At 61.3% G+C, this 26,755-nt stretch carries 26 protein-coding genes; 22 read left to right on the forward strand and 4 right to left on the reverse strand.

Features of this window, described 5'->3' with window-relative positions; genetic code table 11:
- Positions 1-33: 33 nt before the first annotated feature.
- From iscS to AC2CGQ_RS00730, 20 genes are all read left to right on the forward strand, one after another.
- Positions 34-1,248: a cysteine desulfurase gene (iscS, locus tag AC2CGQ_RS00635; RefSeq protein WP_015378780.1), complete on the forward strand. Its 1,215-nt coding sequence runs from the start codon at positions 34-36 to the stop codon at positions 1,246-1,248.
- Positions 1,249-1,272: 24 nt separating this feature from the next.
- Positions 1,273-1,659: a Fe-S cluster assembly scaffold IscU gene (gene iscU / locus AC2CGQ_RS00640; protein ID WP_004941408.1), complete on the forward strand. Its 387-nt coding sequence runs from the start codon at positions 1,273-1,275 to the stop codon at positions 1,657-1,659.
- Between the two features lie 54 nt (positions 1,660-1,713).
- Positions 1,714-2,037, forward strand: a complete 324-nt coding sequence (iscA, locus tag AC2CGQ_RS00645; protein ID WP_004941410.1) for an iron-sulfur cluster assembly protein IscA — start codon at positions 1,714-1,716, stop codon at positions 2,035-2,037.
- A 62-nt stretch (positions 2,038-2,099) separates the two neighbouring features.
- Complete coding sequence (gene hscB, locus AC2CGQ_RS00650; RefSeq protein ID WP_004941412.1) at positions 2,100-2,621, forward strand: co-chaperone HscB; 522 nt, start codon at positions 2,100-2,102, stop codon at positions 2,619-2,621.
- 32 nt (positions 2,622-2,653) lie between these two features.
- The gene (gene hscA / locus AC2CGQ_RS00655; RefSeq protein ID WP_088381857.1) at positions 2,654-4,504 is read left to right on the forward strand and encodes a Fe-S protein assembly chaperone HscA; all 1,851 of its coding nucleotides are present in this window, start codon (positions 2,654-2,656) and stop codon (positions 4,502-4,504) included.
- 2 nt (positions 4,505-4,506) lie between these two features.
- Positions 4,507-4,842, forward strand: a complete 336-nt coding sequence (gene fdx / locus AC2CGQ_RS00660) for an ISC system 2Fe-2S type ferredoxin (protein WP_004941417.1) — start codon at positions 4,507-4,509, stop codon at positions 4,840-4,842.
- A 32-nt stretch (positions 4,843-4,874) separates the two neighbouring features.
- Positions 4,875-5,075, forward strand: coding sequence for a Fe-S cluster assembly protein IscX (gene iscX, locus AC2CGQ_RS00665; RefSeq protein WP_006327336.1), 201 nt, complete (start codon positions 4,875-4,877; stop codon positions 5,073-5,075).
- An 83-nt stretch (positions 5,076-5,158) separates the two neighbouring features.
- Entirely contained in the window at positions 5,159-6,454 is a 1,296-nt protein-coding gene (pepB, locus tag AC2CGQ_RS00670) for an aminopeptidase PepB (protein WP_046897753.1), read from the forward strand.
- A gap of 89 nt (positions 6,455-6,543) precedes the next feature.
- Positions 6,544-7,374, forward strand: coding sequence for an enhanced serine sensitivity protein SseB (sseB, locus tag AC2CGQ_RS00675; RefSeq protein ID WP_015378777.1), 831 nt, complete (start codon positions 6,544-6,546; stop codon positions 7,372-7,374).
- Between the two features lie 162 nt (positions 7,375-7,536).
- A complete protein-coding gene (gene ndk / locus AC2CGQ_RS00680; protein ID WP_004941424.1) occupies positions 7,537-7,962 on the forward strand; it encodes a nucleoside-diphosphate kinase in 426 nt (141 codons plus the stop codon).
- A 232-nt stretch (positions 7,963-8,194) separates the two neighbouring features.
- Positions 8,195-9,391, forward strand: a complete 1,197-nt coding sequence (gene rlmN, locus AC2CGQ_RS00685; RefSeq protein ID WP_004941426.1) for a dual-specificity RNA methyltransferase RlmN — start codon at positions 8,195-8,197, stop codon at positions 9,389-9,391.
- Positions 9,392-9,489: 98 nt separating this feature from the next.
- Entirely contained in the window at positions 9,490-10,239 is a 750-nt protein-coding gene (gene pilW / locus AC2CGQ_RS00690; RefSeq protein ID WP_044031999.1) for a type IV pilus biogenesis/stability protein PilW, read from the forward strand.
- On the forward strand, positions 10,229-11,203 hold the full coding sequence (gene rodZ / locus AC2CGQ_RS00695) for a cytoskeleton protein RodZ (protein ID WP_004941432.1): 975 nt from the start codon (positions 10,229-10,231) through the stop codon (positions 11,201-11,203). The genes pilW and rodZ overlap by 11 nt, the downstream gene beginning before the upstream one ends.
- Positions 11,204-11,250: 47 nt before the next feature.
- Complete coding sequence (ispG, locus tag AC2CGQ_RS00700) at positions 11,251-12,372, forward strand: flavodoxin-dependent (E)-4-hydroxy-3-methylbut-2-enyl-diphosphate synthase (RefSeq protein ID WP_004941434.1); 1,122 nt, start codon at positions 11,251-11,253, stop codon at positions 12,370-12,372.
- 139 nt (positions 12,373-12,511) lie between these two features.
- The gene (gene hisS, locus AC2CGQ_RS00705) at positions 12,512-13,786 is read left to right on the forward strand and encodes a histidine--tRNA ligase (protein ID WP_004941437.1); all 1,275 of its coding nucleotides are present in this window, start codon (positions 12,512-12,514) and stop codon (positions 13,784-13,786) included.
- Positions 13,787-13,799: 13 nt separating this feature from the next.
- Entirely contained in the window at positions 13,800-14,420 is a 621-nt protein-coding gene (locus AC2CGQ_RS00710) for a YfgM family protein (protein WP_082997540.1), read from the forward strand.
- 11 nt (positions 14,421-14,431) lie between these two features.
- Entirely contained in the window at positions 14,432-15,613 is a 1,182-nt protein-coding gene (gene bamB / locus AC2CGQ_RS00715; protein WP_004941440.1) for an outer membrane protein assembly factor BamB, read from the forward strand.
- A gap of 255 nt (positions 15,614-15,868) precedes the next feature.
- The gene (der, locus tag AC2CGQ_RS00720) at positions 15,869-17,359 is read left to right on the forward strand and encodes a ribosome biogenesis GTPase Der (RefSeq protein ID WP_004941442.1); all 1,491 of its coding nucleotides are present in this window, start codon (positions 15,869-15,871) and stop codon (positions 17,357-17,359) included.
- 98 nt (positions 17,360-17,457) lie between these two features.
- Positions 17,458-18,414: an AEC family transporter gene (locus tag AC2CGQ_RS00725; protein ID WP_166445324.1), complete on the forward strand. Its 957-nt coding sequence runs from the start codon at positions 17,458-17,460 to the stop codon at positions 18,412-18,414.
- Positions 18,415-18,427: 13 nt separating this feature from the next.
- Positions 18,428-18,649, forward strand: coding sequence for a zinc ribbon domain-containing protein (locus AC2CGQ_RS00730; RefSeq protein ID WP_004941446.1), 222 nt, complete (start codon positions 18,428-18,430; stop codon positions 18,647-18,649).
- Positions 18,650-18,653: 4 nt separating this feature from the next.
- Here the strand turns inward: AC2CGQ_RS00730 and AC2CGQ_RS00735 are convergent, their stop codons facing one another.
- From AC2CGQ_RS00735 to AC2CGQ_RS00745, 3 genes are all read right to left on the reverse strand, one after another.
- Positions 18,654-18,995 carry a protealysin inhibitor emfourin gene (locus tag AC2CGQ_RS00735; protein ID WP_004941448.1) on the reverse strand — a complete coding sequence of 114 codons (342 nt, stop codon included), beginning with the start codon at positions 18,993-18,995 and terminating at the stop codon, positions 18,654-18,656.
- Entirely contained in the window at positions 18,995-20,020 is a 1,026-nt protein-coding gene (locus AC2CGQ_RS00740) for a M4 family metallopeptidase (RefSeq protein WP_103086168.1), read from the reverse strand. The genes AC2CGQ_RS00735 and AC2CGQ_RS00740 overlap by 1 nt, the downstream gene beginning before the upstream one ends.
- A gap of 62 nt (positions 20,021-20,082) precedes the next feature.
- On the reverse strand, positions 20,083-21,165 hold the full coding sequence (locus AC2CGQ_RS00745) for a LacI family DNA-binding transcriptional regulator (protein WP_484593388.1): 1,083 nt from the start codon (positions 21,163-21,165) through the stop codon (positions 20,083-20,085).
- 358 nt (positions 21,166-21,523) lie between these two features.
- Between AC2CGQ_RS00745 and AC2CGQ_RS00750 the strand changes: the two genes are divergently transcribed.
- Both AC2CGQ_RS00750 and AC2CGQ_RS00755 read left to right on the forward strand, forming a co-directional pair.
- A complete protein-coding gene (locus tag AC2CGQ_RS00750) occupies positions 21,524-22,834 on the forward strand; it encodes an MFS transporter (RefSeq protein ID WP_015378771.1) in 1,311 nt (436 codons plus the stop codon).
- Positions 22,835-22,845: 11 nt separating this feature from the next.
- On the forward strand, positions 22,846-25,212 hold the full coding sequence (locus AC2CGQ_RS00755; RefSeq protein ID WP_484593389.1) for a glycoside hydrolase family 31 protein: 2,367 nt from the start codon (positions 22,846-22,848) through the stop codon (positions 25,210-25,212).
- A gap of 3 nt (positions 25,213-25,215) precedes the next feature.
- Here AC2CGQ_RS00755 and xseA read toward each other — a convergent pair whose 3' ends face one another.
- A complete protein-coding gene (gene xseA / locus AC2CGQ_RS00760) occupies positions 25,216-26,592 on the reverse strand; it encodes an exodeoxyribonuclease VII large subunit (protein ID WP_004941456.1) in 1,377 nt (458 codons plus the stop codon).
- Between the last annotated feature and the right edge of the window lie 163 nt (positions 26,593-26,755).

A 26,755-nucleotide genomic window follows, 5' to 3' on the forward strand; every position in this document is an offset into this window, starting at 1 on the left:
GTTTTTGGAAGTGATGTACGGAGCACAAGAGCAATGAAATTACCGATTTATCTGGATTACTCAGCAACGACGCCGGTTGACCCGCGCGTTGCTGAGAAGATGATGCAGTTTTTGACCCTGGACGGCACTTTCGGCAACCCGGCTTCCCGTTCCCACCGTTTCGGTTGGCAGGCGGAAGAGGCGGTAGACATCGCCCGTAACCAAATCGCCGAACTGGTGGGTGCTGACCCGCGCGAAATCGTCTTCACCTCCGGGGCGACCGAATCCGACAACCTGGCGATCAAAGGCGCTGCCAATTTCTACCAGAAAAAAGGCAAGCACATCATCACCAGCAAAACCGAACACAAAGCCGTGCTCGACACCTGCCGTCAGCTGGAGCGCGAAGGGTTTGAAGTGACCTACCTGGCGCCGCAGAGCAACGGCATCATCAGCCTGCAGGATCTCGAAGCCGCGATGCGCGATGACACCATTCTGGTCTCCATCATGCACGTCAACAACGAAATCGGCGTGGTGCAGGACATCGAAGCGATCGGCGAAATGTGCCGCGCGCGCGGTATCATCTACCACGTTGACGCCACCCAGAGCGTGGGCAAACTGCCTATCGATCTGAGCAAGCTGAAAGTCGACCTGATGTCGTTCTCCGGCCACAAAATCTATGGCCCGAAAGGCATCGGCGCGCTGTACGTGCGTCGCAAGCCGCGCATCCGCATCGAAGCGCAGGTACACGGCGGCGGTCACGAGCGCGGCATGCGTTCCGGCACCTTGCCTGTCCACCAGATCGTCGGCATGGGCGAAGCTTATCGCATCGCCAAAGAAGAGATGACCGAAGAGATGGCGCGTCTGCGCACCCTGCGTGACCGTCTGTGGAACGGCGTGAAAGATATGGAAGAAGTGTATCTGAACGGCGATCTGGAGCACGGCGCACCGAACATCCTGAACGTCAGCTTCAACTACGTTGAAGGCGAGTCGCTGATCATGGCGCTGAAAGACCTGGCAGTTTCTTCCGGTTCAGCCTGTACCTCCGCCAGCCTCGAGCCGTCCTACGTGTTGCGCGCGCTGGGCATGAGCGATGAATTGGCGCACAGCTCGATCCGTTTCTCCCTGGGGCGTTTCACCACGGAAGAAGAGATCGACTACACCATTCAACTGGTGCGTAAATCCATCGGCCGTCTGCGCGATCTGTCCCCGCTGTGGGAGATGTTCAAGCAGGGCGTGGACATCAACAGCATCGAATGGGCGCATCATTAATTCTCAGGTTTCAGGAGCAAGGTCATGGCTTACAGCGAAAAAGTAATCGATCATTATGAAAACCCGCGCAACGTGGGTTCTTTCGACAACGAAGATCCTACCGTCGGCAGCGGCATGGTAGGGGCGCCGGCTTGCGGCGACGTGATGAAGCTGCAAATCAAGGTTAACGATGAAGGCATCATCGAAGACGCGCGCTTTAAAACTTACGGCTGCGGTTCCGCCATCGCCTCCAGCTCGCTGGTGACCGAATGGATGAAAGGCAAGTCGCTGGATCAGGCTGAAGCGATCAAAAACACCCAGATCGCCGAAGAGCTGGAATTGCCGCCGGTCAAAATTCACTGCTCGATCCTGGCTGAAGACGCCATCAAAGCAGCGATTGCCGACTATAAGAGCAAGCATAGCGCCAAGTAATTTGTCTGAGTCGGCCCGGCCGCGCCGGGCTTTGATGTGAAGTGTGAGGTTGTGATGTCTATTACCATGAGCGACAGCGCTGCGCAGCGTGTTCAGGCGTTTTTGACGAACCGCGGCAAAGGTCTCGGCCTGCGTCTGGGAGTGCGAACTTCCGGCTGCTCCGGGATGGCGTACGTGCTGGAATTTGTTGACGAAGCCAACGATGACGACATCGTGTTTGAAGACAAAGGCATCAAGGTGATCATCGACGGCAAGAGCCTGGTCTACCTTGACGGCACCGAGCTTGATTTCGTTAAGGAAGGCCTGAACGAAGGCTTCAAGTTCAACAACCCGAACGTCTCAAGCGAGTGCGGCTGCGGCGAGAGTTTCAACGTCTGACAGTCCATCGTGCTCCCCCGTTTCGGCGGGGGAACTTCATCCGCTAACGCCCAGAGCACGCTATGGATTACTTTACTTTATTCGGGCTGCCAGTTCGCTACACCGTGGACGGCAGCCTGCTTGCGTCCCGCTTCCAGGATCTGCAACGCCAATTCCACCCCGATCGTTTCGCCAACCAGCCGGAGCGCGAACGCCTGATGGCGTTGCAGCAGGCGGCGACCATCAACGAAGCCTACCAGGCGCTGAAGCACCCGTTAAAACGCGCGGAGTATATGCTATCTTTGCACGGCTTCGATCTGGGCAACGAACAGCATACGATGCGCGACACCGCGTTCCTGATGGAACAGCTGGAACTGCGCGAAGAGCTCGACGCCATTGAGCGCAAGCCGGAGGCGGAAAGCCTGCTGGCCGATTTCGGCGCGCGGCTGGCCGTCTCCATCAAACAGCGCAGCGCGCTGATGCTGCAGCAGTTGGACAGTGAGCAGTGGGCGGACGCCGCCGACACCGTGCGCAAGCTGCGCTTTTTGGACAAACTCCAGCAACAGGTTGAACAACTCGAAGAAAAACTGCTGGGTTTTGAGTAACACCTTCTGATTCTGATTGTGGAAGCTTCAACATGGCCTTATTACAAATTAGTGAGCCTGGCCTCAGCGCCGCGCCGCACCAGCGACGCTTGGCCGCCGGCATCGACTTAGGCACCACCAACTCGTTGGTCGCCACGGTGCGCAGCGGGCAGGCGGAAACGCTGGCCGACGAACAGGGGCGCCATTTGCTGCCTTCGGTGGTGCATTATCAGGCGGACGCGCAGCGCGTCGGCTGGGAGGCGCGCCAACAGGCGGCGCAGGATCCGGCCAATACCGTCAGCTCCATCAAACGCATGATGGGCCGCTCGTTGGCGGATGTGCAGCAACGTTACCCGAACCTGCCGTATCAATTTCAGGCCAGCGACAACGGCCTGCCGCTGATCGTCACCGCCGCCGGCCCGGTTAACCCGGTCGGTGTCTCCGCTGATATCCTGCGGGCCCTGTCCGCGCGCGCGCAAGCGGCGCTGGAAGGCGAGCTGGATGGCGTGGTGATCACCGTTCCCGCCTACTTCGACGACGCGCAGCGCCAGGGCACCAAAGACGCAGCGCGTCTGGCCGGCTTGCACGTTCTGCGCCTGTTGAACGAACCGACCGCGGCGGCGATCGCCTACGGGCTGGATTCCGGCCAGGAAGGGGTGATCGCGGTTTACGATCTGGGCGGCGGCACCTTTGATATCTCCATTCTGCGCCTCAGCCGCGGCGTGTTCGAAGTGCTGGCCACCGGCGGCGATTCCGCGCTGGGCGGCGACGACTTCGATCATCTGTTGGCCGACTGGCTGCGCGAGCAGGCCGGCGTGGCCGATCGCAGCGACCACGGCGTGCAGCGTCAACTGCTGGATGCCGCCATCGCCGCCAAAATCGCGTTGAGCGATGCCGACAGCGTGCGCGTCGAGGTGGCCGGCTGGCAGGGCGAGGTGACCCGCGCCCAGTTTGAAGCGCTGATCGCTCCGTTGGTGAAACGCACGCTGATGGCTTGCCGCCGGGCGCTGAAAGACGCCGGCGTCGCCGCCGACGAGGTGCTGGAAGTGGTGATGGTCGGCGGTTCCACCCGCGTGCCGTTGGTGCGTGAGCAAGTGGGCGCCTTCTTCGGCCGCACGCCGCTGACGTCGATCGATCCGGATAAAGTGGTCGCCATCGGCGCCGCGATCCAGGCCGACATCCTGGTGGGCAACAAGCCGGACAGCGATATGCTGCTGCTGGACGTGATCCCGCTGTCGCTGGGCCTCGAAACCATGGGCGGCCTGGTGGAGAAAGTGATCCCGCGCAACACCACTATCCCGGTGGCGCGCGCGCAGGAGTTCACCACCTTTAAAGACGGCCAGAGCGCGATGATGATCCACGTGCTGCAGGGCGAGCGCGAGCTGGTGCAGGATTGCCGTTCGCTGGCGCGCTTTACGCTGCGCGGCCTGCCGCCGCTGCCTGCCGGGGGCGCGCACATTCGCGTCACCTTCCAGGTGGATGCCGACGGCCTGCTGAGCGTCACCGCGATGGAGAAATCCACCGGCGTTGAAGCCTCGATCCAGGTCAAGCCGTCGTATGGCCTGTCGGACAGTGAAATCGCCGGCATGATCAAGGATTCGATGGCCAATGCGCAAAGCGACGTGGGCGCGCGCAAGCTGGCGGAGCAACGCGTGGAAGCTGCGCGGGTGCTGGAAAGCCTGCAGGGCGCGCTGGCCACCGACGCCGCGCTGCTGAGCGAGGCGGAAAGCCAGGCGATCGCCGCCGCGACCCAGGCGTTGCAGCTGGCGGCGCAGGGTGAAGATCCCGCCGCTATCGAAGACGCCATCAAAACATTAGATGCACAAACGCAAGATTTTGCCGCGCGCCGCATGGACGCTTCCATTCGCCGCGCGCTGGCTGGCCATTCTGTGGATGAGGTTTAACCATGCCTAAAATTGTTTTCCTGCCCCATCAAGATCTTTGCCCGGAAGGGGCGGTTCTGGAAGCCGAAAAAGGGGAGTCGATCCTCAACGTTGCGCTGCGCAACGGCATTGAAATCGAGCACGCCTGCGAGAAATCCTGCGCCTGCACCACCTGCCACTGCATCGTGCGTGAAGGCTTCGATTCGCTGGAAGAGAGCAGCGAGCTGGAAGACGACATGCTGGACAAAGCGTGGGGGCTGGAGCCGGAAAGCCGTCTGAGCTGCCAGGCGCTGGTCGCCGACGAAGATCTGGTGGTCGAAATGCCGCGCTACACCGTCAATCACGCGCGTGAGCATTAATTGTTAGCCGCAGCGTCAACCCGGAGATCATAATGGGACTGAAGTGGACCGACAGCCGTGAAATCGGCGAAGCCCTGTACGACCAATACCCGGACACCGATCCGAAAACCGTGCGTTTTACCGACATGCATCAGTGGATCTGCGATCTGGAAGAGTTCGATGACGATCCGCAGGCTTCCAACGAAAAAATACTGGAAGCGATCCTGCTGGTCTGGTTAGATGAAGCGGAGTAAATAGCGTAACGGGCTGCCATGGGCGGCCCGTTTATTTTGTATCCGACAAGATTAATAAAAGAATAATCCGGAGTAAGAAGGCTATGACAACAGAATTCATGCAGGTCACGCTGTCGCAACAACCTGCCGACGCCCGCTGGGGCGAGAAAGCGCTGCTGAGCACCAACGGCGAAGGGATGACCATTCACCTGACCGGCGCCGACAAGCTGGGCGCGATCCAGCGCGCGGGCCGCAAAATTGATGGCCAGGGCATCAAAAACGTCAAGCTGGCCGGCGACGGTTGGGATTTGGAAAACAGCTGGGCGTTCTGGCAAGGCTATCGCGGGCCGAAAGGGCAGCGCAACGTCGAATGGGCCGAGCTGCCGGAAGCCGCGCGTCAGGAACTGGATAAGCGCCTGAAGATCGTCGACTGGGTGCGCGACACCATCAACATGCCGGCGGAAGAGCTGGGGCCGGAGCAATTGGCGACCCGCGCCGTCGATCTGATGTGCGACGTCGGCTGCGATGCCGTCAGCTACCGCATCACCAAGGGCGAAGATCTGCGCGAGCAGAACTATGCCGGCATCCACACCGTCGGCCGCGGCTCCGAGCGCCCGCCGGTGCTGCTGGCATTGGACTTCAACCCGACCGGCAACCCGGATGCGCCGGTGTTCGCATGCCTGGTCGGCAAGGGCATCACCTTCGACAGCGGCGGCTACAGCCTGAAGCAAAGCGCCTTTATGGATTCGATGAAATCCGACATGGGCGGCGCGGCCACTATCACCGGCGCCCTGGCGCTGGCGGCGGCGCGCGGCCTGAAGCAGCGCGTGAAGCTGTACCTGTGCTGCGCCGACAACATGGTCAGCGGCAACGCCTTCAAACTGGGTGACATCATTCGCTACCGCAACGGCAAAACCGTTGAGGTGATGAACACCGATGCGGAAGGGCGCCTGGTGCTGGCCGACGGCCTGATCGACGCTTCTGAGCAGAACCCGCAGCTGATTATCGACTGCGCCACCCTGACCGGCGCGGCGAAAACGGCGGTAGGCAACGACTACCACGCGCTGTTCAGCTTCGACGATGCGCTGGCGCAGGAGCTGCTGAGCAGCGCCGCCGCCGAGCAAGAGCCGTTCTGGCGTCTGCCGCTGGCCGAGTTCCATCGCAGCCAGCTGCCGTCCAACTTCGCCGAGCTGAACAACGTGGCCGGCCCGGCCTACACCGCCGGCGCCAGCACTGCGGCGGCCTTCCTGTCGCACTTCGTCAAGAATTACCAACAGGGCTGGCTGCACATCGACTGCTCCGCCACCTACCGCAAAGGCGCGGTGGATCAGTGGTCGGCCGGCGCGACCGGTTTGGGCGTGCGCACCCTGGCCAACCTGTTGCTGAGCAAAGCCAAATAATTGAACGCCCGCCGCGTCGGGCGCTAGAATGCGCATTATCTTCGGGGCCCAGCATGCTGGGCCTCGCTATTTGATCCCTGGAGTTTGCCATGAGTGCCCATCATCACGATGCCGCCCCGAGCGAGAACGAACTTGAACGCCTGTTGAAGCTGGCGGTGACGGAGCCGGCCCACCGCCCGGCGTTCTTCCGTGAACTGCTCGAGGCCACGGTGCTGATCCTCGGCGACAGCGAGCAGGTGCAGCAGGACGGCGACATTACGCTGAACGCGGATACGCCGGTCAATATCCAGCATTGGGAAAAACAGGACGGCGGCAGCATTATTCCGTTCTTCACCTCGCTGGAAGCGCTGCAGAAGGCCGTTGAGGATGAACAGCCGTTCATCGCCATGCCGGCGCGGGTGCTGTTTGAAATCACCCAGGGCGCGGATCTGTTCCTCAACCCGAAGGCGGAATACGGCAAAGAGTTCTACCCGGAAGAGGTGGCGATGCTGCTGGCGACCGGCGGCGTTGTCAAACCGGTGGAGCATTACGTCGACAAAGAGACCCAAATCCTGCTGGGGCAGCCCGAAGAGTATCCGTCGGCGATGGTGGATGCGCTGACCACGCTGTTCAGCCAGCGCAAGCCGGTGCGCCGCGCGTTTCTGGCGCTGATGCACGACCAGGCGGCGGACGAGAAGCCGAATCTGCTGATCGGGCTGGAAGTGGATGCCGAGCCGGCGGAGATCGAGGCGTTGATCAACGAGGCCGGCAGCGTCGCCAGCGAAACGGCGCCGAATGACGAACCGGTGGATTTCTGCCTGGTATCGGAGAAAGAGCGGGGCATCAGCCACTACCTGATCGCCCATACGCAGCCGTTTTATCAGCGCCGCTGGGGCAGTTGGCTGCGCAATGTGATCCCGTCTACCGACAAGACCCAATAACGTCGGTGCGCCGCTGAAAGTGGCGAATGAAGATCATATTTTTTTAATGAAATGTTGATTTTCCCGTAGGCAAGCGTTAACGGCGCACATATAATCTGCGCCACTTGAGAAGGCCGGCAACATTGCAGACCGGCCTGTTTTGGAAGTCATACAGAGGCCATCATGACCGTAGAACGTACCTTTTCCATCGTTAAACCAAACGCTGTAGCCAACAACGACATCGGCGCTATCTACGCGCGTTTCGAGCGCGCCGGTTTCAAAATCATCGCCGCTAAAATGCTGCGTCTGACTCGCGAGCAAGCTGAAGGCTTCTACGCTGAGCACAAAGGCCGCCCATTCTTCGACGGTCTGGTTGAGTTCATGACCTCCGGCCCAATCATGGTGCAGGTTCTGGAATCTGAAAACGCCGTGCAGCGCAACCGCGACATCATGGGCGCAACCAACCCGGACAACGCACTGGCCGGCACCCTGCGCGCCGACTACGCGGACAGCTTCACCGCTAACGCCGTTCACGGTTCCGACTCCGTTGAATCCGCACAGCGTGAAATCGCTTACTTCTTCAACGAAAGCGAAATCTGCGCACGTTAATCGTGCCGTTGCTGATAACCAGGTATTCACCGGCTGAAACAATAAAAATGCCCTGAATGCCTTTCAGCCATAGAAACCCGCTACTAAAATTTGTACAATGCCGCGCCCCTGATAAGACGACTTGTCAGGGGCGTGTTTTTAGTGCCGCCACCCGAATCATGCGGGCTGAAATGCACAACTTACTTTCCATTCTTTAGCGCCATAACGTGTAATAACGAGGCCAGAGATCATTATGTTAGAACCCATCACGTCCGAGCACACCGTGTCTGAAAATAATTCGCTGACTACCCCCTCCGTTAACGTGGAGCAACCGGCTGCGGCCAAAATCAACCTGCTGGATCTGAACCGCCAGCAAATGCGCGAGTTCTTCGCCGAAATGGGCGAAAAACCGTTCCGCGCCGATCAGGTGATGAAGTGGATTTACCACTACTGCTGCGACGATTTCGAGCAGATGACCGACATCAACAAAGTCCTGCGCGGCAAGCTGCAGCGCGTAGCGGAAATCCGCGCGCCGGAAGTGGCGGAAGAACAGCGTTCGGCCGACGGCACCATCAAGTGGGCGATCAAGGTGGGCGATCAGCAGGTCGAAACCGTGTATATCCCGGAAGCCGACCGCGCGACGCTGTGCGTCTCCTCGCAGGTAGGCTGCGCGCTGGAGTGCAAATTCTGTTCGACGGCGCAGCAGGGCTTCAACCGCAACCTGCGCGTGTCGGAAATCATCGGCCAGGTGTGGCGCGCGGCGAAGATCATCGGCGCGCTGAAGGTGACCGGCCAACGCCCGATCACCAACGTGGTGATGATGGGCATGGGCGAGCCGCTGCTCAACCTGAACAACGTGGTGCCGGCGATGGAAATCATGCTGGACGATTTCGGCTTTGGCCTGTCCAAACGCCGCGTGACCCTGTCTACCTCCGGCGTGGTGCCGGCGCTGGACAAGCTGGGCGACATGATCGACGTGGCGCTGGCCATTTCGCTGCACGCACCGAACGACACCATCCGCGATGAGATCGTGCCGATCAACCGCAAGTACAACATCGAGACCTTCCTGTCCGCGGTGCGTCGCTACCTGGAGAAATCCAACGCCAACCAGGGCCGCGTTACCGTCGAGTACGTGATGCTGGATCATATCAACGACAGCACCGACGACGCGCATCAGCTGGCGGAAGTGCTGAAAGATACGCCGTGCAAGATCAACCTGATCCCATGGAACCCGTTCCCGGGCGCTCCGTACGGCCGCAGCTCCAACAGCCGGGTGGATCGTTTCTCCAAGGTGTTGATGGAATACGGCTTTACGACTATTGTTCGTAAAACCCGTGGTGACGATATCGACGCCGCCTGCGGGCAACTGGCGGGTGAAGTGATCGACCGTACCAAGCGTACCCTGAAGAAGAAAATGGCCGGGGAACCTATCAACGTACGGGCGGTCTGAATCCTATAGCACCATTTTTTGTTATCTAACAGCCTGTTATGCGAAAGCGTGTCGCTGGCGGGCGTTAGCTGACGGCCGATAAGGAAATGAATGCGGGCATGAAGCTGAAACTGTGGGGTATGTGGCTGGCGGCCGGGTTGTTGGCCGGGTGTTCCGGTTCAGCGCCGGAAAAGGAAGCACAGGTCTCTGAGGCGGGCCAGACGCGCCTGCAGCTGGGGCTGGAGTACCTGCAGCAAGGCGACATGGACGCCGCGCGCCAGAACCTGGAAAAGGCGCTGGACGCGGCCCCGCAGGATTACCGCACGCAGTTGGGCATGGCGCTCTACGCGCAGCGCAGCGGTGAAAACGCCGAGGCCGAACAGCGTTATCGGCAAGCGCTCAAACTTGCGCCGGGCAATGGCACCGTACTGAATAATTACGGTGCGTTTCTTTGCGGTTTAGGGCAGTATGTACCGGCGCAACAGCAGTTTAGCGCTGCGGCGCTGGCGCCCGATTATGGCCAGGTCGCCGACAGCCTGGAAAACGCAGGTTACTGTTTTCTCAAGGCCGGACAAAACGACGAAGCGCGCACGCTGTTGAGCCGCGCGCTGAAAGTCGATCCGGACAAAGGCACTCCGCTGCTGGCGGAGGCCGAAAAGCAATTTGGAGAAGGGAAGCGCGCCCAGTCGCAACTTTTATTGGATGTTTATCAGCATGTTCTGCCGGCCAGCGCCAGCAGCTTATGGTTACAGATTCGTTTCGCCGCGTTAGCCGGCCGCCAGGATAGCGTTCAACGCTATGGCAAGCAGCTAGCGCGAAGTTTTCCACAATCCAAACAGTACCAGCAGTTCTTAGCTAATGAATACTGAAGCCTCCCAAGATAAAACCGTATCCATGACGACGGGCCAGCGCCTGCGTCAGGCCCGTGAGCAACTCGGGCTGAGCCAACAGACCGTTGCAGAACGCCTGTGTCTCAAAATGTCCACCGTGCGCGATATCGAGGAAGACAGCGTGTCCGCTGACCTCGCGTCCACCTTCGTGCGCGGCTACATCCGTTCCTACGCCAAGCTGGTGCATCTGCCGGAAGACGAACTGCTGCCGATGTTGGCCAAGCAGGCGCCGTTGAAGATGGCGAAAGTGGCGCCGATGCAAAGTTTCTCGCTGGGCAAGCGTCGCAAGAAACGCGACGGCTGGCTGATGAGCTTCACCTGGCTTATCGTGTTCGTGGTGATCGGCCTTACCGGCGCCTGGTGGTGGCAAAACCACAAGGCGCAGCAGGAAGAGATCGCCACCATGGCCGATCAATCCTCGGCGCAGCTTTCACAGAATAACGAAGGGCAGTCCGTGCCGCTGACCGACGGCAATGCCGACGCCGGCACCAACGTGCCGTTGACCGACAACAGCGCCGCGCCGGCCGATACCGGCGCAGCGGCTCAGGCGCCGGCGGCGACCGCCCAGGCGCCGAGCGCGGCTCAGCAGCAGCCTGCCGTGGTGTCGCCAAGCCAGACCACCCTGCCGGAAACCGCGCCGGCGGCGCAAGCGCCGTTGCCGACCGCCGATGCGGGCGTGGCTGCGCCGGCGGCCGATCCGAACGCGCTGGTGATGGATTTCTCCGCCGACTGCTGGCTGCAGGTGACCGACGCGAGCGGTAAAACGCTGTTCAGCGGCACCCAGAAGCAAGGCGGCAAGCTGAACCTGACCGGCACTGCGCCGTATAAACTGACCATCGGTGCGCCGGCGGCAGTTCAGATCCAGTATCAGGGTAAACCGGTTGATTTAAGCCGGTTCGTTAAGTCAAACCGTGTTGCTCGCCTGACCGTCGCCGCGCAGTAATCGCGCGGCACCGGTCGTGATGTCAGAGCAGCAATGGAGAGTAAGTAATGCATAACCAAGCGCCCATCAACCGTCGAAAATCTACACGCATTTACGTCGGCAAGGTGCCTATTGGTGATGGCGCGCCGATTGCCGTGCAGTCGATGACCAACACCCGTACCACCGATGTTGAAGCAACGGTTAATCAGATCAAAGCGCTGGAGCGCGTGGGCGTCGACATCGTCCGCGTTTCGGTTCCAACCATGGACGCCGCCGAGGCGTTCAAACTGATCAAGCAGCAGGTCAACGTGCCGCTGGTCGCCGATATCCACTTCGATTATCGCATCGCACTGCAGGTGGCCGAATATGGCGTAGACTGCCTGCGCATCAACCCGGGCAACATCGGCAACGAATCGCGCATTCGCTCGGTGGTGGACTGCGCCCGTGACAAGAACATCCCGATTCGCATCGGCGTCAACGGCGGCTCGCTGGAAAAAGACCTGCAGGAAAAGTACGGCGAACCTACGCCGGAAGCGCTGCTGGAATCCGCCATGCGCCACGTCGACATCCTCGATCGCCTCAACTTCGACCAGTTTAAGGTCAGCGTCAAGGCGTCGGACGTGTTCCTGGCGGTGCAATCCTACCGCTTGCTGGCGTCGCGCATCGATCAGCCGCTGCACCTGGGCATCACCGAAGCCGGCGGCGCGCGCAGCGGGTCGGTCAAATCGGCCATCGGCCTGGGCATGCTGCTGTCTGAAGGCATCGGCGATACCCTGCGCATCTCGCTGGCGGCGGATCCGGTCGAAGAGGTGAAGGTCGGTTTCGACATCCTGAAGTCGCTGCGCATCCGCGCGCGCGGCATCAACTTCATCGCCTGCCCGACCTGCTCGCGTCAGGAGTTCGACGTGATCGGCACGGTGAACGCGCTGGAGCAGCGCCTGGAAGACATCATCACGCCGATGGACGTTTCGATCATCGGCTGCGTGGTGAACGGCCCGGGCGAAGCGCTGGTGTCCACCATGGGCGTAACCGGCGGCCACAAGAAGAGCGGCTTCTATGAAGACGGCGTGCGCCAGAAAGAGCGTTTCGACAACGAACAGATGATCGACCAGCTGGAAGCGAAAATTCGCGCCAAGGCCGCGATGATGGACGAAAGCAAACGCATCACGGTCAACCTGCTGGAAAAATAAGCGTTATCGCTACACGGCGGGCCTGTTGGCCCGCTTGTTTATGAGCCTGAAGGGCAGAAAACCGCATCCGCGTTGAATACCGGGCGGCAAAGTCCCTATAATCGGGTTCATTTTTACAGACAACGGACAGAGAACTCACGTGGCAAAGAACATTCAAGCCATTCGCGGCATGAACGACTACCTGCCGGAAGAAACGGCATTATGGCAGCGTATTGAAGGCACCCTCAAGCAGGTGCTGGGCGGCTACGGTTACAGCGAAATCCGGTTGCCGATTGTAGAGCAGACCCCGTTATTCAAACGCGCGATCGGCGAAGTGACCGACGTCGTGGAAAAAGAGATGTATACCTTCGAAGACCGCAACGGCGAAAGCCTGACGCTGCGTCCGGAAGGGACGGCCGGCTGCGTGCGCGCCGGCATCGAACATGGTCTGCTGTACAATCAGGAACAGCGTCTGTGGTACATCGGCCCGATGTTCCGCTACGAGCGCCCGCAGAAGGGGCGTTACCGTCAGTTCCATCAGCTGGGCGCGGAAGTGTTCGGCCTGCAAGGCCCGGATATCGACGCCGAGCTGATCCTGCTGACCGCCCGCTGGTGGAAAGCGCTGGGCATCGCCGAGCACGTCACGCTGGAGCTGAACTCCATCGGTTCGCTGGAGGCGCGCGCCAACTACCGCGACGCGCTGGTGGCGTTCCTGGAGCAGCACGTCGAGGTGCTGGACGAAGACTGCAAACGCCGCATGTACAGCAACCCGCTGCGCGTGCTGGACTCCAAAAATCCTGAGGTGCAGGCGCTGCTGAACGACGCGCCGCGCCTGTCCGAGTACCTGGATGAAGAATCCCGTGCTCACTTCGCCGGTCTGTGTGAACTTTTGGCGCAGGCAGGTATCCCATATACCGTTAACGAGCGCCTGGTGCGCGGTCTGGATTACTACAACCGCACCGTGTTTGAGTGGGTGACCACCAGCCTGGGCGCGCAGGGCACCGTCTGCGCGGGCGGCCGTTACGACGGCCTGGTCGAGCAACTGGGCGGCCGCGCCACCCCGGCGGTCGGTTTCGCCATGGGCCTGGAGCGTCTGGTGCTGCTGGTGCAGGCGGTCAACCCGGAATTCAAGGCGCCGTCGGCTATCGACGTGTACGTCATTTCTTCCGGCGCGGGCACCCAGAGTGCGGCAATGCGGCTGGCTGAACAGGTGCGCGACGCGGCGCCGCAGCTGAAGCTGATGACCAATTACGGCGGCGGCAACTTCAAGAAGCAGATCACCCGTGCGGACAAATGGGGCGCGCGCATCGCGCTGATCCTGGGTGAGAGCGAAGTGGCGGCGCAGCAGGTGGTGGTGAAAGACCTGCGCAGTGGTGAACAAGAAACGCTGGCGCAAAGCGAAGTCGCTGCGCGTCTGGCTTTGATGTTAGGTTAAGGAGAAGGACACCGTGGAAGTCTATACCACTGAAAACGAACAAGTCGACGCACTGCGTCGGTTCTTTGCCGAGAACGGCAAAGCGCTGGCGGTGGGCGTGGTGCTCGGAATTGGTGCCCTGGTTGGCTGGCGTTATTGGCAGAGCCATGAAAACTCCAACATGATGGCGGCATCGCAATCCTATCAGGAAGCCAGCGATCGTCTGGCGGCCGGCAAGCCGGATGACGTGGCTGCCGCAGAGAAATTTGTCCAGGCCAACGGCAACAGCTACGGCGTACTGGCCGCGCTGCAGTTGGCCAAGCACTTTGTCGAACAGAATGATTTCGCCAAGGCGCAGCAGCAGCTGGCGCTGGCGCAGGGCCAGACCAAAGACGACAACCTGTTGGCGATGATCAACCTGCGTCTGGCGCGCGTCCAGCTGCAGGAGAAAAAGCTGGATGAAGCGCTGAAAACGCTGGATGGCGTGAAAGGCGAAGGCTGGGCGGCGATGATGCAGGATGTGCGCGGCGATGTATTGCTGGCCAAGGGCGACGCCAAGGGCGCGCGCGAAGCTTACAGCAAAGGCATTGAGTCCAATGCTTCTCAGGCGCTGCAGGTTCTGCTGCGCATGAAATTGAATAACTTGTCCAGCTAAGGGGAATTCCCATGCAATTGCGTAAAACACTCTTGGTCGGACTGGTTTCCGCTGCCTTGCTGAGTGGTTGCTCGCTGTTTAACAGCGAAGAAGACGTGGTTACCATGTCGCCGTTGCCGAAAGTTGAAAATCAGTTTACGCCGAGCAAGGCGTGGAGCACCTCGGTGGGCGACGGTATCGGTGAGTATTACTCCCACCTGCGCCCGGCCTATCAGGACAGCACCATTTACGCCGCCGATCGCTTTGGCATCGTGAAAGCGATGGACGCCGACAGCGGCAACGAGAAGTGGAAGGTCAATCTCTCCGAGAAGACCGGCTTCTTCTCCAGCAACCTGTCTGCGCTGCTGTCGGGCGGCCTGACGGTTGCGGGCGACAAGGTTTACGTCGGCAGCGAAAAAGCGGTGGTTTACGCATTGAACACCGCCGACGGCGCCATCGCCTGGCAGACCAAAGTGGCCGGCGAAGCGATCTCCCGTCCGGTTGTCAGCGACGGCATGGTGTTGGTGCACACCTCCAACGGCATGCTGCAGGCGCTGAACGAAGCCGACGGCGCGGTGAAGTGGACGGTTAACCTGGACATGCCTTCGCTGTCGCTGCGCGGTGAATCCGCGCCGGCCGTCGCTTTTGGCGCCGCCATCGTCGGCGGTGACAACGGCCGCGTCAGTGCGGTGCTGATGCAGCAGGGCCAGATTATCTGGCAACAGCGTATTTCTCAGCCGAGCGGCGCGACCGAAATCGATCGTCTGAACGACGTGGACACCACGCCGGTGATCGTTGACGGCGTGGTCTACGCGCTGGGTTACAACGGCAACCTGACGGCGCTGGATCTGCGTTCCGGCCAGATTATCTGGAAACGCGAGCTGGGTTCGGTGAATGATTTCATCGTCGACGCGGGCCGCATCTACCTGATCGATCAGAACGACCGCGTAGTGGCGCTCAGCACCGAAGGCGGCGTGACCGTGTGGACGCAGAGCGATCTGCTGCACCGTAACCTGACGCCGCCGGTGATGTATAATGGTTATCTGGTGACCGGTGACGCCGAAGGTTATCTGCACTGGATCAACACCACCGATGGCCGTTTTGTCGCCCAGCAGGAAGTGGACAGCTCCGGCTTCCTGTCTGCGCCGATGGTGGCCAGCGACAAGCTGATCATCCAGGCTCGCGGCGGGAAAGTTTACGCTTTCACCCGCTAACGCCGCTCGTCGTGACCCTTCTTGCACCCGAAAGCTTTCGGGTTGCAGCCAGGCGGCAAGCGCATGAGTCCTCGGGAGCTCAGTGAACTGAGTGACCGAGGCGAGGGTGCGCAGACAACGCCGCTGTGGCGCGAAAGATGAAGGGGAAAACGGCTCCTGAGTGTTCAGGGGCCGTTTCGTATTTTATAAGCTGCACCGCTGGTGTCTATCCACAGTGCAGTAACGCATTGATTATTAAGTAATGAGGCTTCAACAATGATACCTGTCGTCGCGCTGGTCGGGCGCCCGAATGTGGGTAAATCCACCTTGTTCAACCGTTTAACCCATACGCGTGATGCGCTGGTGGCGGATTTCCCGGGGCTGACGCGTGACCGCAAGTATGGTCGTGCTGAAATCGAAGGCAATGAATTCATCATCGTCGATACCGGCGGCATTGACGGCACCGAAGACGGCGTCGAAACGCGCATGGCCGGTCAGTCGCTGCTGGCGATCGAAGAAGCGGACATCGTGCTGTTCATGGTCGACGCCCGCGCCGGCCTGATGCCGGCGGATCAGGGCATTGCCCAGCACCTGCGCAGCCGCCAGAAGGCGACCTTCCTGGTGGCCAACAAAACCGACGGTCTGGATCCGGACACCGCCACCGCCGATTTCTACTCGCTCGGTCTGGGTGAAGTGTTCGCTATCGCCGCTTCTCACGGCCGCGGCGTGACCCAGCTGATTGAACACGTGCTGGTGCCGTTCGTGCCGGAAAAACCGGAAGACGTCGAGCTGACCGAGGAAGAGGCCAACGCCGCTTACTGGGCCGAGCAAAACGGCGAAACGCTGGAAGGCGAAGAAGACGAAGAGCCGGAAGAAGCGTTCAATCCGCAGGATCTGCCGATCAAGCTGGCGATCGTCGGCCGCCCGAACGTCGGTAAGTCTACGCTCACTAACCGCATCCTCGGCGAGGAGCGCGTGGTGGTGTATGACATGCCGGGCACCACCCGCGACAGCATCTACATTCCGATGGTGCGCGACGAACGCGAATACGTGCTGATCGACACCGCCGGGGTGCGCAAACGCGGCAAGGTGACCGAAACCGTCGAGAAATTCTCGGTGATCAAGACCCTGCAGGCGATTGAAGACGCCAACGTGGTGCTGCTGGTGATCGACGCGCGTGAAGGCATTTCCGATCAGGATCTCTCTCTGCTCGGCTTTATCCTCAATAGTGGGCGCTCACTGGTGATTGCGGTCAACAAGTGGGACGGCATGAGCGAAGAAGATCGCGAGCACGTGAAAGAGATGCTCGATCTGCGTCTGGGCTTCGTCGACTTCGCGCGCGTGCACTTCATTTCCGCCCTGCACGGCAGCGGCGTCGGCAACCTGTTCGAATCGGTACAGGAAGCCTACGAGTGCGCAACCCGCCGCGTAAACACCTCGATGCTGACCAAAATCATGCAGATGGCGGTTGACGATCACCAGCCGCCGTTGGTGCGCGGCCGCCGCGTGAAGCTGAAATATGCCCATGCCGGCGGTTACAACCCGCCGATCGTGGTGATCCACGGCAACCAGGTCAGCGATCTGGCCGATTCGTACAAACGCTATCTGATGAACTACTTCCGCCGCTCGCTGAATGTGATGGGGACGCCGATCCGCATCCAGTTCAAAGAGGGTGACAACCCGTTCGCCGGCAAACGCAATCTGCTGACGCCAACCCAGATGCGTAAGCGCAAGCGCCTGATGAGCCACCTGAAAAAGAGCAAGTAATCGCTTATGAGGGGCGCGGCAGTGATGCCGCGCCCTTTTTTATTGGCCCGAAATCGTTTTATTATCTGAAGATTACCTCGCCTGCCTGAAGGAACACCATGTCCTGGGAAACCTGGAGTTTTGCGTTTAACGTCACCGTGCCGAATCTGCTGATGATGCTGCTGGGGATCCTGCTGCGCCATTGGCGCCTGATGGATGACCGCTTCGTCGACGGTGCGACCCGCCTGGTGTTCAATCTGGCGCTGCCATGCCTGCTGTTTTTCAGCATTGCCACCAACCATCCGCAGCTGCTCGGCAACCTGCCGCTGGTGCTGTTCGGCGCGGTCGGCACGCTGGCGACCTTCCTGCTTTTGGAGCTGGCGGCCAAGTGGTTGGTGAAAGAACCGCGTGAGCGCGGGGTGTTCGTGCAGGGCGGCTTCCGCGCCAATACCGCCATCGTCGGCCTGGCCTACGCCATGACCGCCTATGGCAGCGAAGGCATTGCGCTCGCCTCGCTGTACCTGACGGTGACGGTGATCCTGTTCAACATACTGTCGGTCATCACCCTCACGCGCAGTCTGCAGGGCGGGCAGGGCAAGAAAATCAGCCACCTGTCGCTGCTGCGCAGCATCGTCACCAACCCGCTGATCATCGGTCTGGTGTGCGGGCTGGCGTATGCGCAAACCGGGCTGGGGATCCCGGCCGTGATCCGCCAAACCGGCAGCTATATCTCCGCGCTGTCGCTGCCGCTGGCGCTGCTTTGCACCGGAGCCAGCCTGGATTTTCGCGCCATGTTCCGTTCGTCCAACGTGGCGGCGCTGTCGTCGGCGGCCAAGCTGTTTCTGGTGCCGTGCCTGATGACGCTGGCCGGCTGGCTGTGCGGGTTCCAGGGCGCGGCGCTGGGCATTATCTTCCTGTTTTCCGCCACGCCGACCGCTTCGGGCAGCTATGTGATGACGCGCGCCATGGGCGGCAACGCCACGCTGGCGGCCAATATTATCGCCATCACCACCGTCGGTTCGTTCTTCACCACCGCGTTGGGGATCTATTTTTTGCGCTCATGGGGCGCGATTTAACCTGGGAGTCGTTATGGACGCGCACTGTCCGCACTGTCGTCAGACCATGAATTGGGTAGCGGGTCACTACCATTGTGCCGCCTGTCAGCGCGATTATCGGCAGCTGGCGAGCTGCCCGGAGTGCGGGCAGCCGCTGCAAGAATTGAAAGCCTGCGGGGCGGTGGATTACCTGTGCCAGAACGGGCACGGGCTGATCTCCAAAAAGCGGGTGAATTTCAGCTATCAGCCGCTGTAAGCCCTCACTCATCCACCTGGCCGGTTTTCCACAGATCCACCAGCGCCTGCGGCGCGCTGCTTTCCGGGATTAACAGCACGATCTCGGTGCTCAGGGTGGGGCTGGTGTAGTTGATCTGTATGCGGTAGTAGCGCTGGTCGCCGCAGCCGGGGGAGTTGGGCTGGCCTTCTTCCTGCGCATAAGGCAGCGTCTGGTTCAGCAGCTGATTCAGGCGCTGCCGCTGCTCCGGCGTGATATCGGCCAGCGCGATGCGGCGCTGGCCCGCCAGTTTGGGAATGTAGGCGAAGCCTCCCTCGCGCGCCAGCTCAATGACCGTATCCTGATTGAGCGTCGGCAGCGGTTTCATTATTCCACCCCCACCTGATGCCAGGCTTGCTGCACCTTGTCCGCCACGCTCTGGTCGAAACGCGCTTGCGCATGTTTCACCGTGGCGCGGGCGAAGGTGGCGAAATCGGCATTTTGCGGCAGCGCTTTGTCGCATACCGTGTCATACCAGACGTAGCCGGCTTTCTCCCAGGCGAAGCCGCCCAGCGCCGTCGCCGCCAGGTAGAAGGCGCGGTTGGGGATGCCGGAGTTGAGGTGCACGCCGCCGTTGTCTTCCTTGGTCTGGATATAATCCTGCATGCTGGCGGGCTGCGGGTCTTTACCCAGCAGCGGGTCATCGTAGGCGGTGCCGGGCGCCGACATCGAGCGCAGCCCTTTGCCTTTGATGCCCTCGGCAAGCAGCCCGGCGCCGATCAGCCAGTCGGCTTTATCGGCGGTTTGCTGCAGGTGGAACTGCTTGACCAGCGAACCGAACACGTCGGACAGCGATTCGTTGAGCGCGCCGGACTGCTGGTAGTAGATCAGCCCGGCTTCGCTCTCGGTCACGCCGTGCGCCAGCTCGTGGCCGACCACGTCGATGGCGATGGTGAAACGGTTGAAAATCTCGCCGTCGCCGTCGCCGAACACCATCTGCTGGCCGTTCCAGAAAGCGTTCTGGTACTCCTTGCCGTAGTGTACGCTGCCGACCAGCGGCAGCCCCTGGTTATCCAGTGAGTTGCGGCGGTAGGCCTGCCAGAAGAAATCGTAGGTGACGCCGAGGTAGTCGTAGGCTTCGTCCACCGCCACGTCGTGGTTGCTGGGCTGGCCCTCTTTACGCACCTGTTTGCCGGGCAGTTGGGTGCCGTTCTGGGCGTCGTAGATATCGCGGAGCGCTTCGCCGGCTCGGGCGTTTTTCTCGGTCGGTGAACGTAGCGGCTTGTTGCCGAGCAGGCTTTGCACGTGGTTCAGGGTGTGCAGCGCGCAGTCGCGCTGCGGGGCGTTGCCGTGTTCAATGATGCGGCGCAGCATGTAGGGAGGAATGACGGAACGCATGCGCTGGGCTGGCATAGTGGCTCTCCTTAGGCAAAAATTTTACCTCATCGAATGAATGCACTGTGCCTAAGTGTAGCCTACTCGTCATAAAGCCTGTGGTCATGCGTGCTCACCGCCGGCGCAGTCTTGTGCGGGCTGATGCGCCGCACCGAGGCGCGTACCGCCAGCCGGCCGTGCAGCAGCAGATTGCACGGCGGCGCGTCGGCGCGCAGCATGCGCCGCTGCAGCAGTTGGATCGCCTCGTAACCCAGTTCGTCGCGCGGCACCTGCACCGAGGTCAGCGGCACGTCATGGATTTCCGCCAGGTTGAAGCCGTCGGTGCTCATCACCGACACGTCGCCCGGCACGTTCAGCCCTCGCTTGTTGAGCGCCTTGACCGCCCCGACCGCCATGTAATCGCCGCCGGCCAGGATCGCCGTCGGCAGCGGGGCGTGGCCGTGGATGCCATCGAGATAGGTGGTCAGCGCCTGCTCGGCCTCTTCGCTGCCGAAGCCGGAGGTGGTGACCAGATGTCGGCTGTCGTCGAACGGCAGATGATGCCGGGCGTAGGCTTGCCGGATGCCCGCCAGCCGCAGCTCCATGGTGTGGCGGCGCAGACACTGCAGGTTGAGAATATGGCTGTGCCCCTGCTGGAACAGGTAGCTGGCGGAGTAATCACCGATCAACTGATGATCCGGCGAGACGCTGTCCAGCCGCATCTGCCGATCGCTGCAGTTGATCAGCACGCAAGGTTTGTGCAGATCGGCCGCCAGGGTGTGGATATGCTCGTCGTCGATGCCGATGATCAGCGCCGCTTCGGTGTGCGGATCGCTCATCTTTTCCAGAAACAGCGCGCCGTCGCTGCGCTGCTCTTCCAGCCCGCAGTAGCGGATGCGCACCTCGTGCTCCATCAGCGTGGCGGCAATGCCCTGAATGACCTTGTAGTAGAAGATATCGGTGCGCACGTCGAACGCGCGCTGCGGCGCGAACACCATCACGTTGTTCAGCATCAGCCGGCCGCTGGAAATGCCCTGCAGAATGCCGTTTTGCTGCGCACAGTCCAGCACCTTGCGGCGCGCCTCGGCGCTGGTGTTGGCCTTGCCGGCCAGCACGCGGGAAACGGTGCTGATCGACAGCCCGGTTTGGCGGGCGATCTCCTGGATTTTCAGCTTTCCGTTCATTTTGTGATCTCCTTCAAATTCGTCCATGAGAATATTTTCACTGCGGATTTTCAGCGTCTTGACCGGATTTATCGGCCATTATGACTATTTTTTCACCCGCTTGTGAAAATCTTTGCAAAAAACCCCGTTTCGCTGTGCGCTATCGCTGAGTAGTCTGCATTGGTACACCAATTTTGGGACATGTCAGTCCAATTTTAACGGTGTGCGAAAAAGAAAACAAAAAATAAATCATGGGGTTGTGATGGACTGCCGGTCTGTTATGCGAGCGTTGGCCTGTGTTCACCGTCCCCTTTTGATAGCGCAACGTACCTTACCAATGCGCGCGTCGCTGTCACAGGCGGCCGCGGGGAGAGAACTGATGAGTGTGGAGATCAATCAGGCGGTCGCGCAGAGCGGCCGACGCAAGTTCAAATCGCTGCGCTGGTGGATGCTGGCGCTGTTCTTGCTGGGCGTCACGGTCAACTACATTACCCGCAACTCGCTGGGCATTCTGGCGCCGGAGCTGAAAACCAGCCTGAACATGAGCACTGAGCAATATGCCTGGGTGGTGGCGTCGTTCCAGCTGGCCTACACGGTGTTCCAGCCGATCTGCGGCTGGCTGATCGACGTCATCGGCCTGAAGATGGGCTTTCTGATCTGCGCCGGCATTTGGGCGGTGGTATGCATGCTGCACGCCGGCGCCGGCAGCTGGCTGCAACTGGCCATTCTGCGCTTCTTCATGGGGGGCGCGGAGGCGGCGGCCACCCCGGCCAACGCCAAGGCGATCTCCGACTGGTTCCCGAAAAAGGAGCGGCCGATCGCCGCCGGCTGGGCGGGCGTCGGTTTCTCCATCGGCGCCATGCTGGCGCCGCCGATCATCGTCATCGCTCACGTCTCCTTCGGCTGGCAGGGGGCGTTCCTGTTCTCCGGCGGGCTGGCGCTGATCTGGGTCGTGCTGTGGTGGCTGTTCTACCACTCCCCGCAGCAGCACCCGAACCTCAGCCAGCAAGAGCTGGATCTGATCCGCGAAGACAACGAGCCGGTGTTGCCGAAGCTGCCGTTTTTCACTTCGCTGGCCAGCCTGTGCAAGAACAAGAAGTTTTACGGCATCGCCATCCCGGCCTTTCTCGCCGAGCCGGCCTGGGCGGTCTTCAGTTTCTGGGTGCCGCTGTACCTGGCCACCGAACGCGGCATGGATCTGAAGCAGATCGCGATGTTCGCCTGGCTGCCGTTCCTGGCGGCGGATATCGGCAGCGTCGCCAGCGGCTATCTCACCACTCTGTACCGCAAATGGTTCGGCTGCAGCCGCGTCAACTCGGTGGTCGCCAGCTCGGTGACCGGCGCTTTCCTGATGGTGTCGCTGGCGTTCGTGGCGATCACCCAAGATCCCTATGTGGCGATCGCGCTGATCTCGATCGGCGGTTTCGGCCATCAGGTGATCTCCTGCATGCTCAGCGCGCTGGTGGTGGAGTCGTTCGATAAAAACCAGATGGCGACGGTCAACGGCATGCGCGGCTCCAGCGCCTGGATCGCCAGCTTCCTGTTCACGCTGCTGATCGGCGCGGTATCCGACACCATCGGCTTCAACCCGCTGTTTATTGCCATGGGCTTCTTCGATCTGATCGGCGCTGTGTTCCTGATTGCCCTGATCGCCGAGCGCGGCGGTAAGAAAACCCCTTCACACAGCTAAGTGGAATATGTATGAAAACCTTGAAAAATTGGACGCTGGCGGCGCAGCATGCCCACCACGTCGAGCTGCTGGTCGATGAACGCCACCGTTTCTGCCTGTACGTGCTGGAAGACGGTCTGTTCCGCGTGTTGATCAAACGTGAGGGCGAGCTGGCGCTGGATCGCACCTGGAGCATCGCGCCGCAGGAGGATGTGCCCTGGGAGGGGCGCGATCGGCTCAGCGTCGCCGGTTTCAGCCTGCCGGGCTATCAGCTGCGCCAGGAGAGCGATCGGCTGGTGGTCAGCACGCCGCTGCTGCGCGTGACGGTGCATCAGCCGCTGTGGTTGGAATGGGAGCATTGCAATGCCGCCGGCGAGTGGCGGCCGCTGGCGGCGGATCGGCCGACCAGCGCCTACCTGCTCAATGCGCACGGCGACGGCGTGGCGCACTACCAGCGGCGTTTTGCCGATGAGCGCTATTACGGCCTGGGGGAGAAAGCCGGCGATCTGGAACGCACCGGCCGCCGCTTCGAGATGCGCAACCTGGACGCCATGGGGTACAACGCCGCCAGCACCGATCCGCTGTACAAACACATTCCGTTCACCATCACCCGCGGGCCGGAGGCGAGCTTCGGCCTGTTCTATGACAACCTGAGCAGCTGCTGGCTGGATCTGGGCAACGAGATCGACAATTACCACGCGGCCTATCGCCGCTATCAGGCCGAAGCGGGCGATCTGGATTACTACCTGTTCCTCGGGCCGAAGGTTTTGGACGTCACCAAGGCCTTCGCGCGCCTGACCGGCCGCACCCACTTCGGGCCGAAGTGGAGCCTGGGCTACAGCGGCTCGACCATGCATTATACCGACGCGCCGGACGCCCAGCAGCAGCTGCAGCAGTTCATTGCGCTGTGCCGCCAGCACGCCATTCCCTGCGACTCCTTCCAGCTGTCGTCGGGCTACACCTCGATCAACCACAAACGCTACGTGTTCAACTGGAACTACGACAAGGTGCCGCAGCCCAAGCTGCTCAGCCAGGCGTTTCACGACGCCGGCCTCAGGCTGGCGGCCAACATCAAGCCGTGCCTGCTGCAGGATCATCCGCAGTATCAAGAGGTGGCGGCGCAGGGGCTGTTTATCCGCGATTCGCAAAGCGACGCGCCGGAACGCTCCAGCTTCTGGGACGATGAAGGATCGCACCTCGACTTCACCAACCCGGCGACGGTACGCTGGTGGCAGCAGGGCGTCACGCAACAGCTGCTGGAGATGGGCATCGATTCCACCTGGAACGACAACAACGAGTACGAAGTGTGGGATGGCGAAGCGCGCTGTCACGGCTTCGGGTGGCCGATCGCCATCAAGCATATCCGCCCGGTGATGCCGCTGCTGATGATGCGCGCCTCGATGGAGGCCCAGCAGCGCTTCGCGCCGCAGAAACGCCCGTACCTGATCTCGCGCTCCGGCTGCGCCGGCATGCAGCGCTATGTGCAGACCTGGAGCGGCGACAACCGCACCAGTTGGCAGACGCTGCGCTACAACATTCGCATGGGGCTGGGCATGAGCCTGTCCGGCTTGTATAACCTCGGTCACGACGTCGGCGGCTTCTCCGGCGACAAGCCGGACGCGGAGCTGCTGGTGCGCTGGGTACAAAACGGCGTGATGCATCCGCGTTTCACCATTCACTCCTGGAACGACGACGCCACGGTCAATGAGCCCTGGATGTACCCGGCCGCTACCCCGGCGGTGCGCGAGGCGATCAACCTGCGTTACCGGCTGCTGCCGTATTTCTACACCCTGTTGTGGCAGGCCTGCGCCGACGACGAGCCGATGCTGCGCCCGACTTTTCTCGATCACGAACAGGATGCGCGCACCTTTGGCGAAAACGACGATTTTCTGATCGGCCGCGATCTGCTGGTGGCCAGCGTGGTGGAGCCGGGGCAACGTCGCCGTTCGGTATATCTGCCGGATAATGGCGAAGGCTGGTACTGCTTCTACAGCGGCCAGTGGTTCGGCGGCGGGCAGACGGTGACGCTGGCGGCGCCGTTGGAGCGTCTGCCGCTGCTGGTGCGCGCCGGGGCGGCGCTGCCGCTGTCGCAGCGGCTGGCGCATGTGGACGTGGCCGCCGACGATCGGCGCGAGCTGCGGCTGTTTCCGCTCAAGGGGGGCGGCGTGAGCAGCGGGCTGTTGTTTGAGGACGACGGCGAAAGCGACGGTTGGCGGCAGGGCGATGCGCTGTGGCTGCGCTGGGAAATGCGCTGCGACCATCAGCGCATCATGCTGGACATCGCGACGGAAGGGCGTTTTCGTCCGGCCTGGCGCACGCTGACGCTCAGCCTGCCGGAAGGCGAAACGCGCGCGCTGTGGGTGAACGGCGAACCGGGCGAGCGTTTTACGCTGGAGTAGGGCTTACTCGGCCGCGCGCTTCTTGCGCGGCTTTTTAGCGACGGTGATGGTTTTCACCTCGCTTTCCACCCAACCATCCTGCAGGCGGGTTTTCAGCAGTTCGCCGACCTGCGCCTGCTTGGTGGTTTTCAGCAGCTCGCCGCGCGGAGTTTGCGTCACGCTGTAGCCGCGTGCCAGCGTCGCCAGCGGGCTGACGGTCTCCAGCTGGCTGCAGGCCACGCCGAAGCGCTGGCGGTAGGCGTTGAGCTGCCGCTCCATCGCCTGCTGCAGACGGTATTCCTGCTGCTGCACGCGCTGTTGGTAGCGGTGAATGCGGCCCTGCGGCTGCACCTGCGCCAGCCGCTGCTGGGCGCGCTCGCTGCGGCGGGCGGCCAGGCGCAGCTGTTGCTGCATGCCGTCTTCCATCCGGCGCTGCAGCTTGAACAGCAGCGTCTGCTGACGCGCCAGGCGCAGATGCGGATGCTGCTGCTGTAAACGGTGGTGAATGCGGGTGAACTGCTGCTGGCGCTGCGCCAGGTAGTAATCCATCGCCATCTCCAGCCGCTGCTGCTGCGACTGCAGCTGGCGCAACAGCTCAAGCTGATTGCGGCTCACCAGTTCGGCGGCGGCGGATGGGGTCGGCGCGCGCAGGTCGGCAACGAAGTCGGCGATGGTGACGTCGGTTTCATGGCCGACGGCGCTGACGATCGGAATGCGGCTGGCGAAGATCGCTCGCGCCACGCGTTCGTCGTTGAAGCTCCACAGATCCTCCAGCGAACCGCCGCCGCGGCCGACGATCAGCACGTCGCATTCATCGCGGCGGTTGGCGGCCTCGATGGCGCGCACGATCTGCATCGGCGCTTCGGCGCCCTGCACCGAGGTGGGGTAGATGACGATCGGCAGCGACGGATCGCGCCGCTGCAACACCTGCAGAATATCGTGCAGCGCCGCGCCGCTGGCGGAGGTGATCACCCCGACGCGTTTGGCCGGCGCGGGCAGCGGCTGCTTGAACTGCTGATCGAACAGCCCTTCGGCGCTCAGGCGCTGTTTCAGCTGCTCGAACTGTTGCTGCAGCAGGCCGTCGCCGGCGGGCTGCATGCTCTCGGCGATCAGCTGGTAGTCGCCGCGCGGTTCATACAGAGTGATGCTGGCGCGCACCAGGACCTGTTGGCCGTTTTGCGGCCGGAAGGTGACGCGGCGGTTGCTGTTGCGGAACATCGCGCAGCGCACCTGGGCGCGATCGTCTTTCAGCGTGAAATACCAGTGGCCGGAGGCGGGCTGGGAGAGGTTGGAGATCTCGGCGGAGAGCCAAATCTGCCCCATTTCCCTTTCCAGCAGTTGGCGAACCGTCTGATTGAGGCGGCTTACGGTAAAAATGGAAGGCGAAACAGGTAGCGACATGTGACCCAGATCAAATTTCAAAACAATCACTTAATTGGTCGATACTACATGGCTGAAAAAGGTAATCAAGACTTTTTGTAAGAAAGTGCTGGAGGCAACCGATTCCGCTCTGTATAATGCCGCGGCAATATTTTATCTTTTTCACAGCCCACCCTGGTGAGAT

The sequence above is a fragment of the Serratia sp. DFXYC6 genome, from assembly GCF_057196085.1.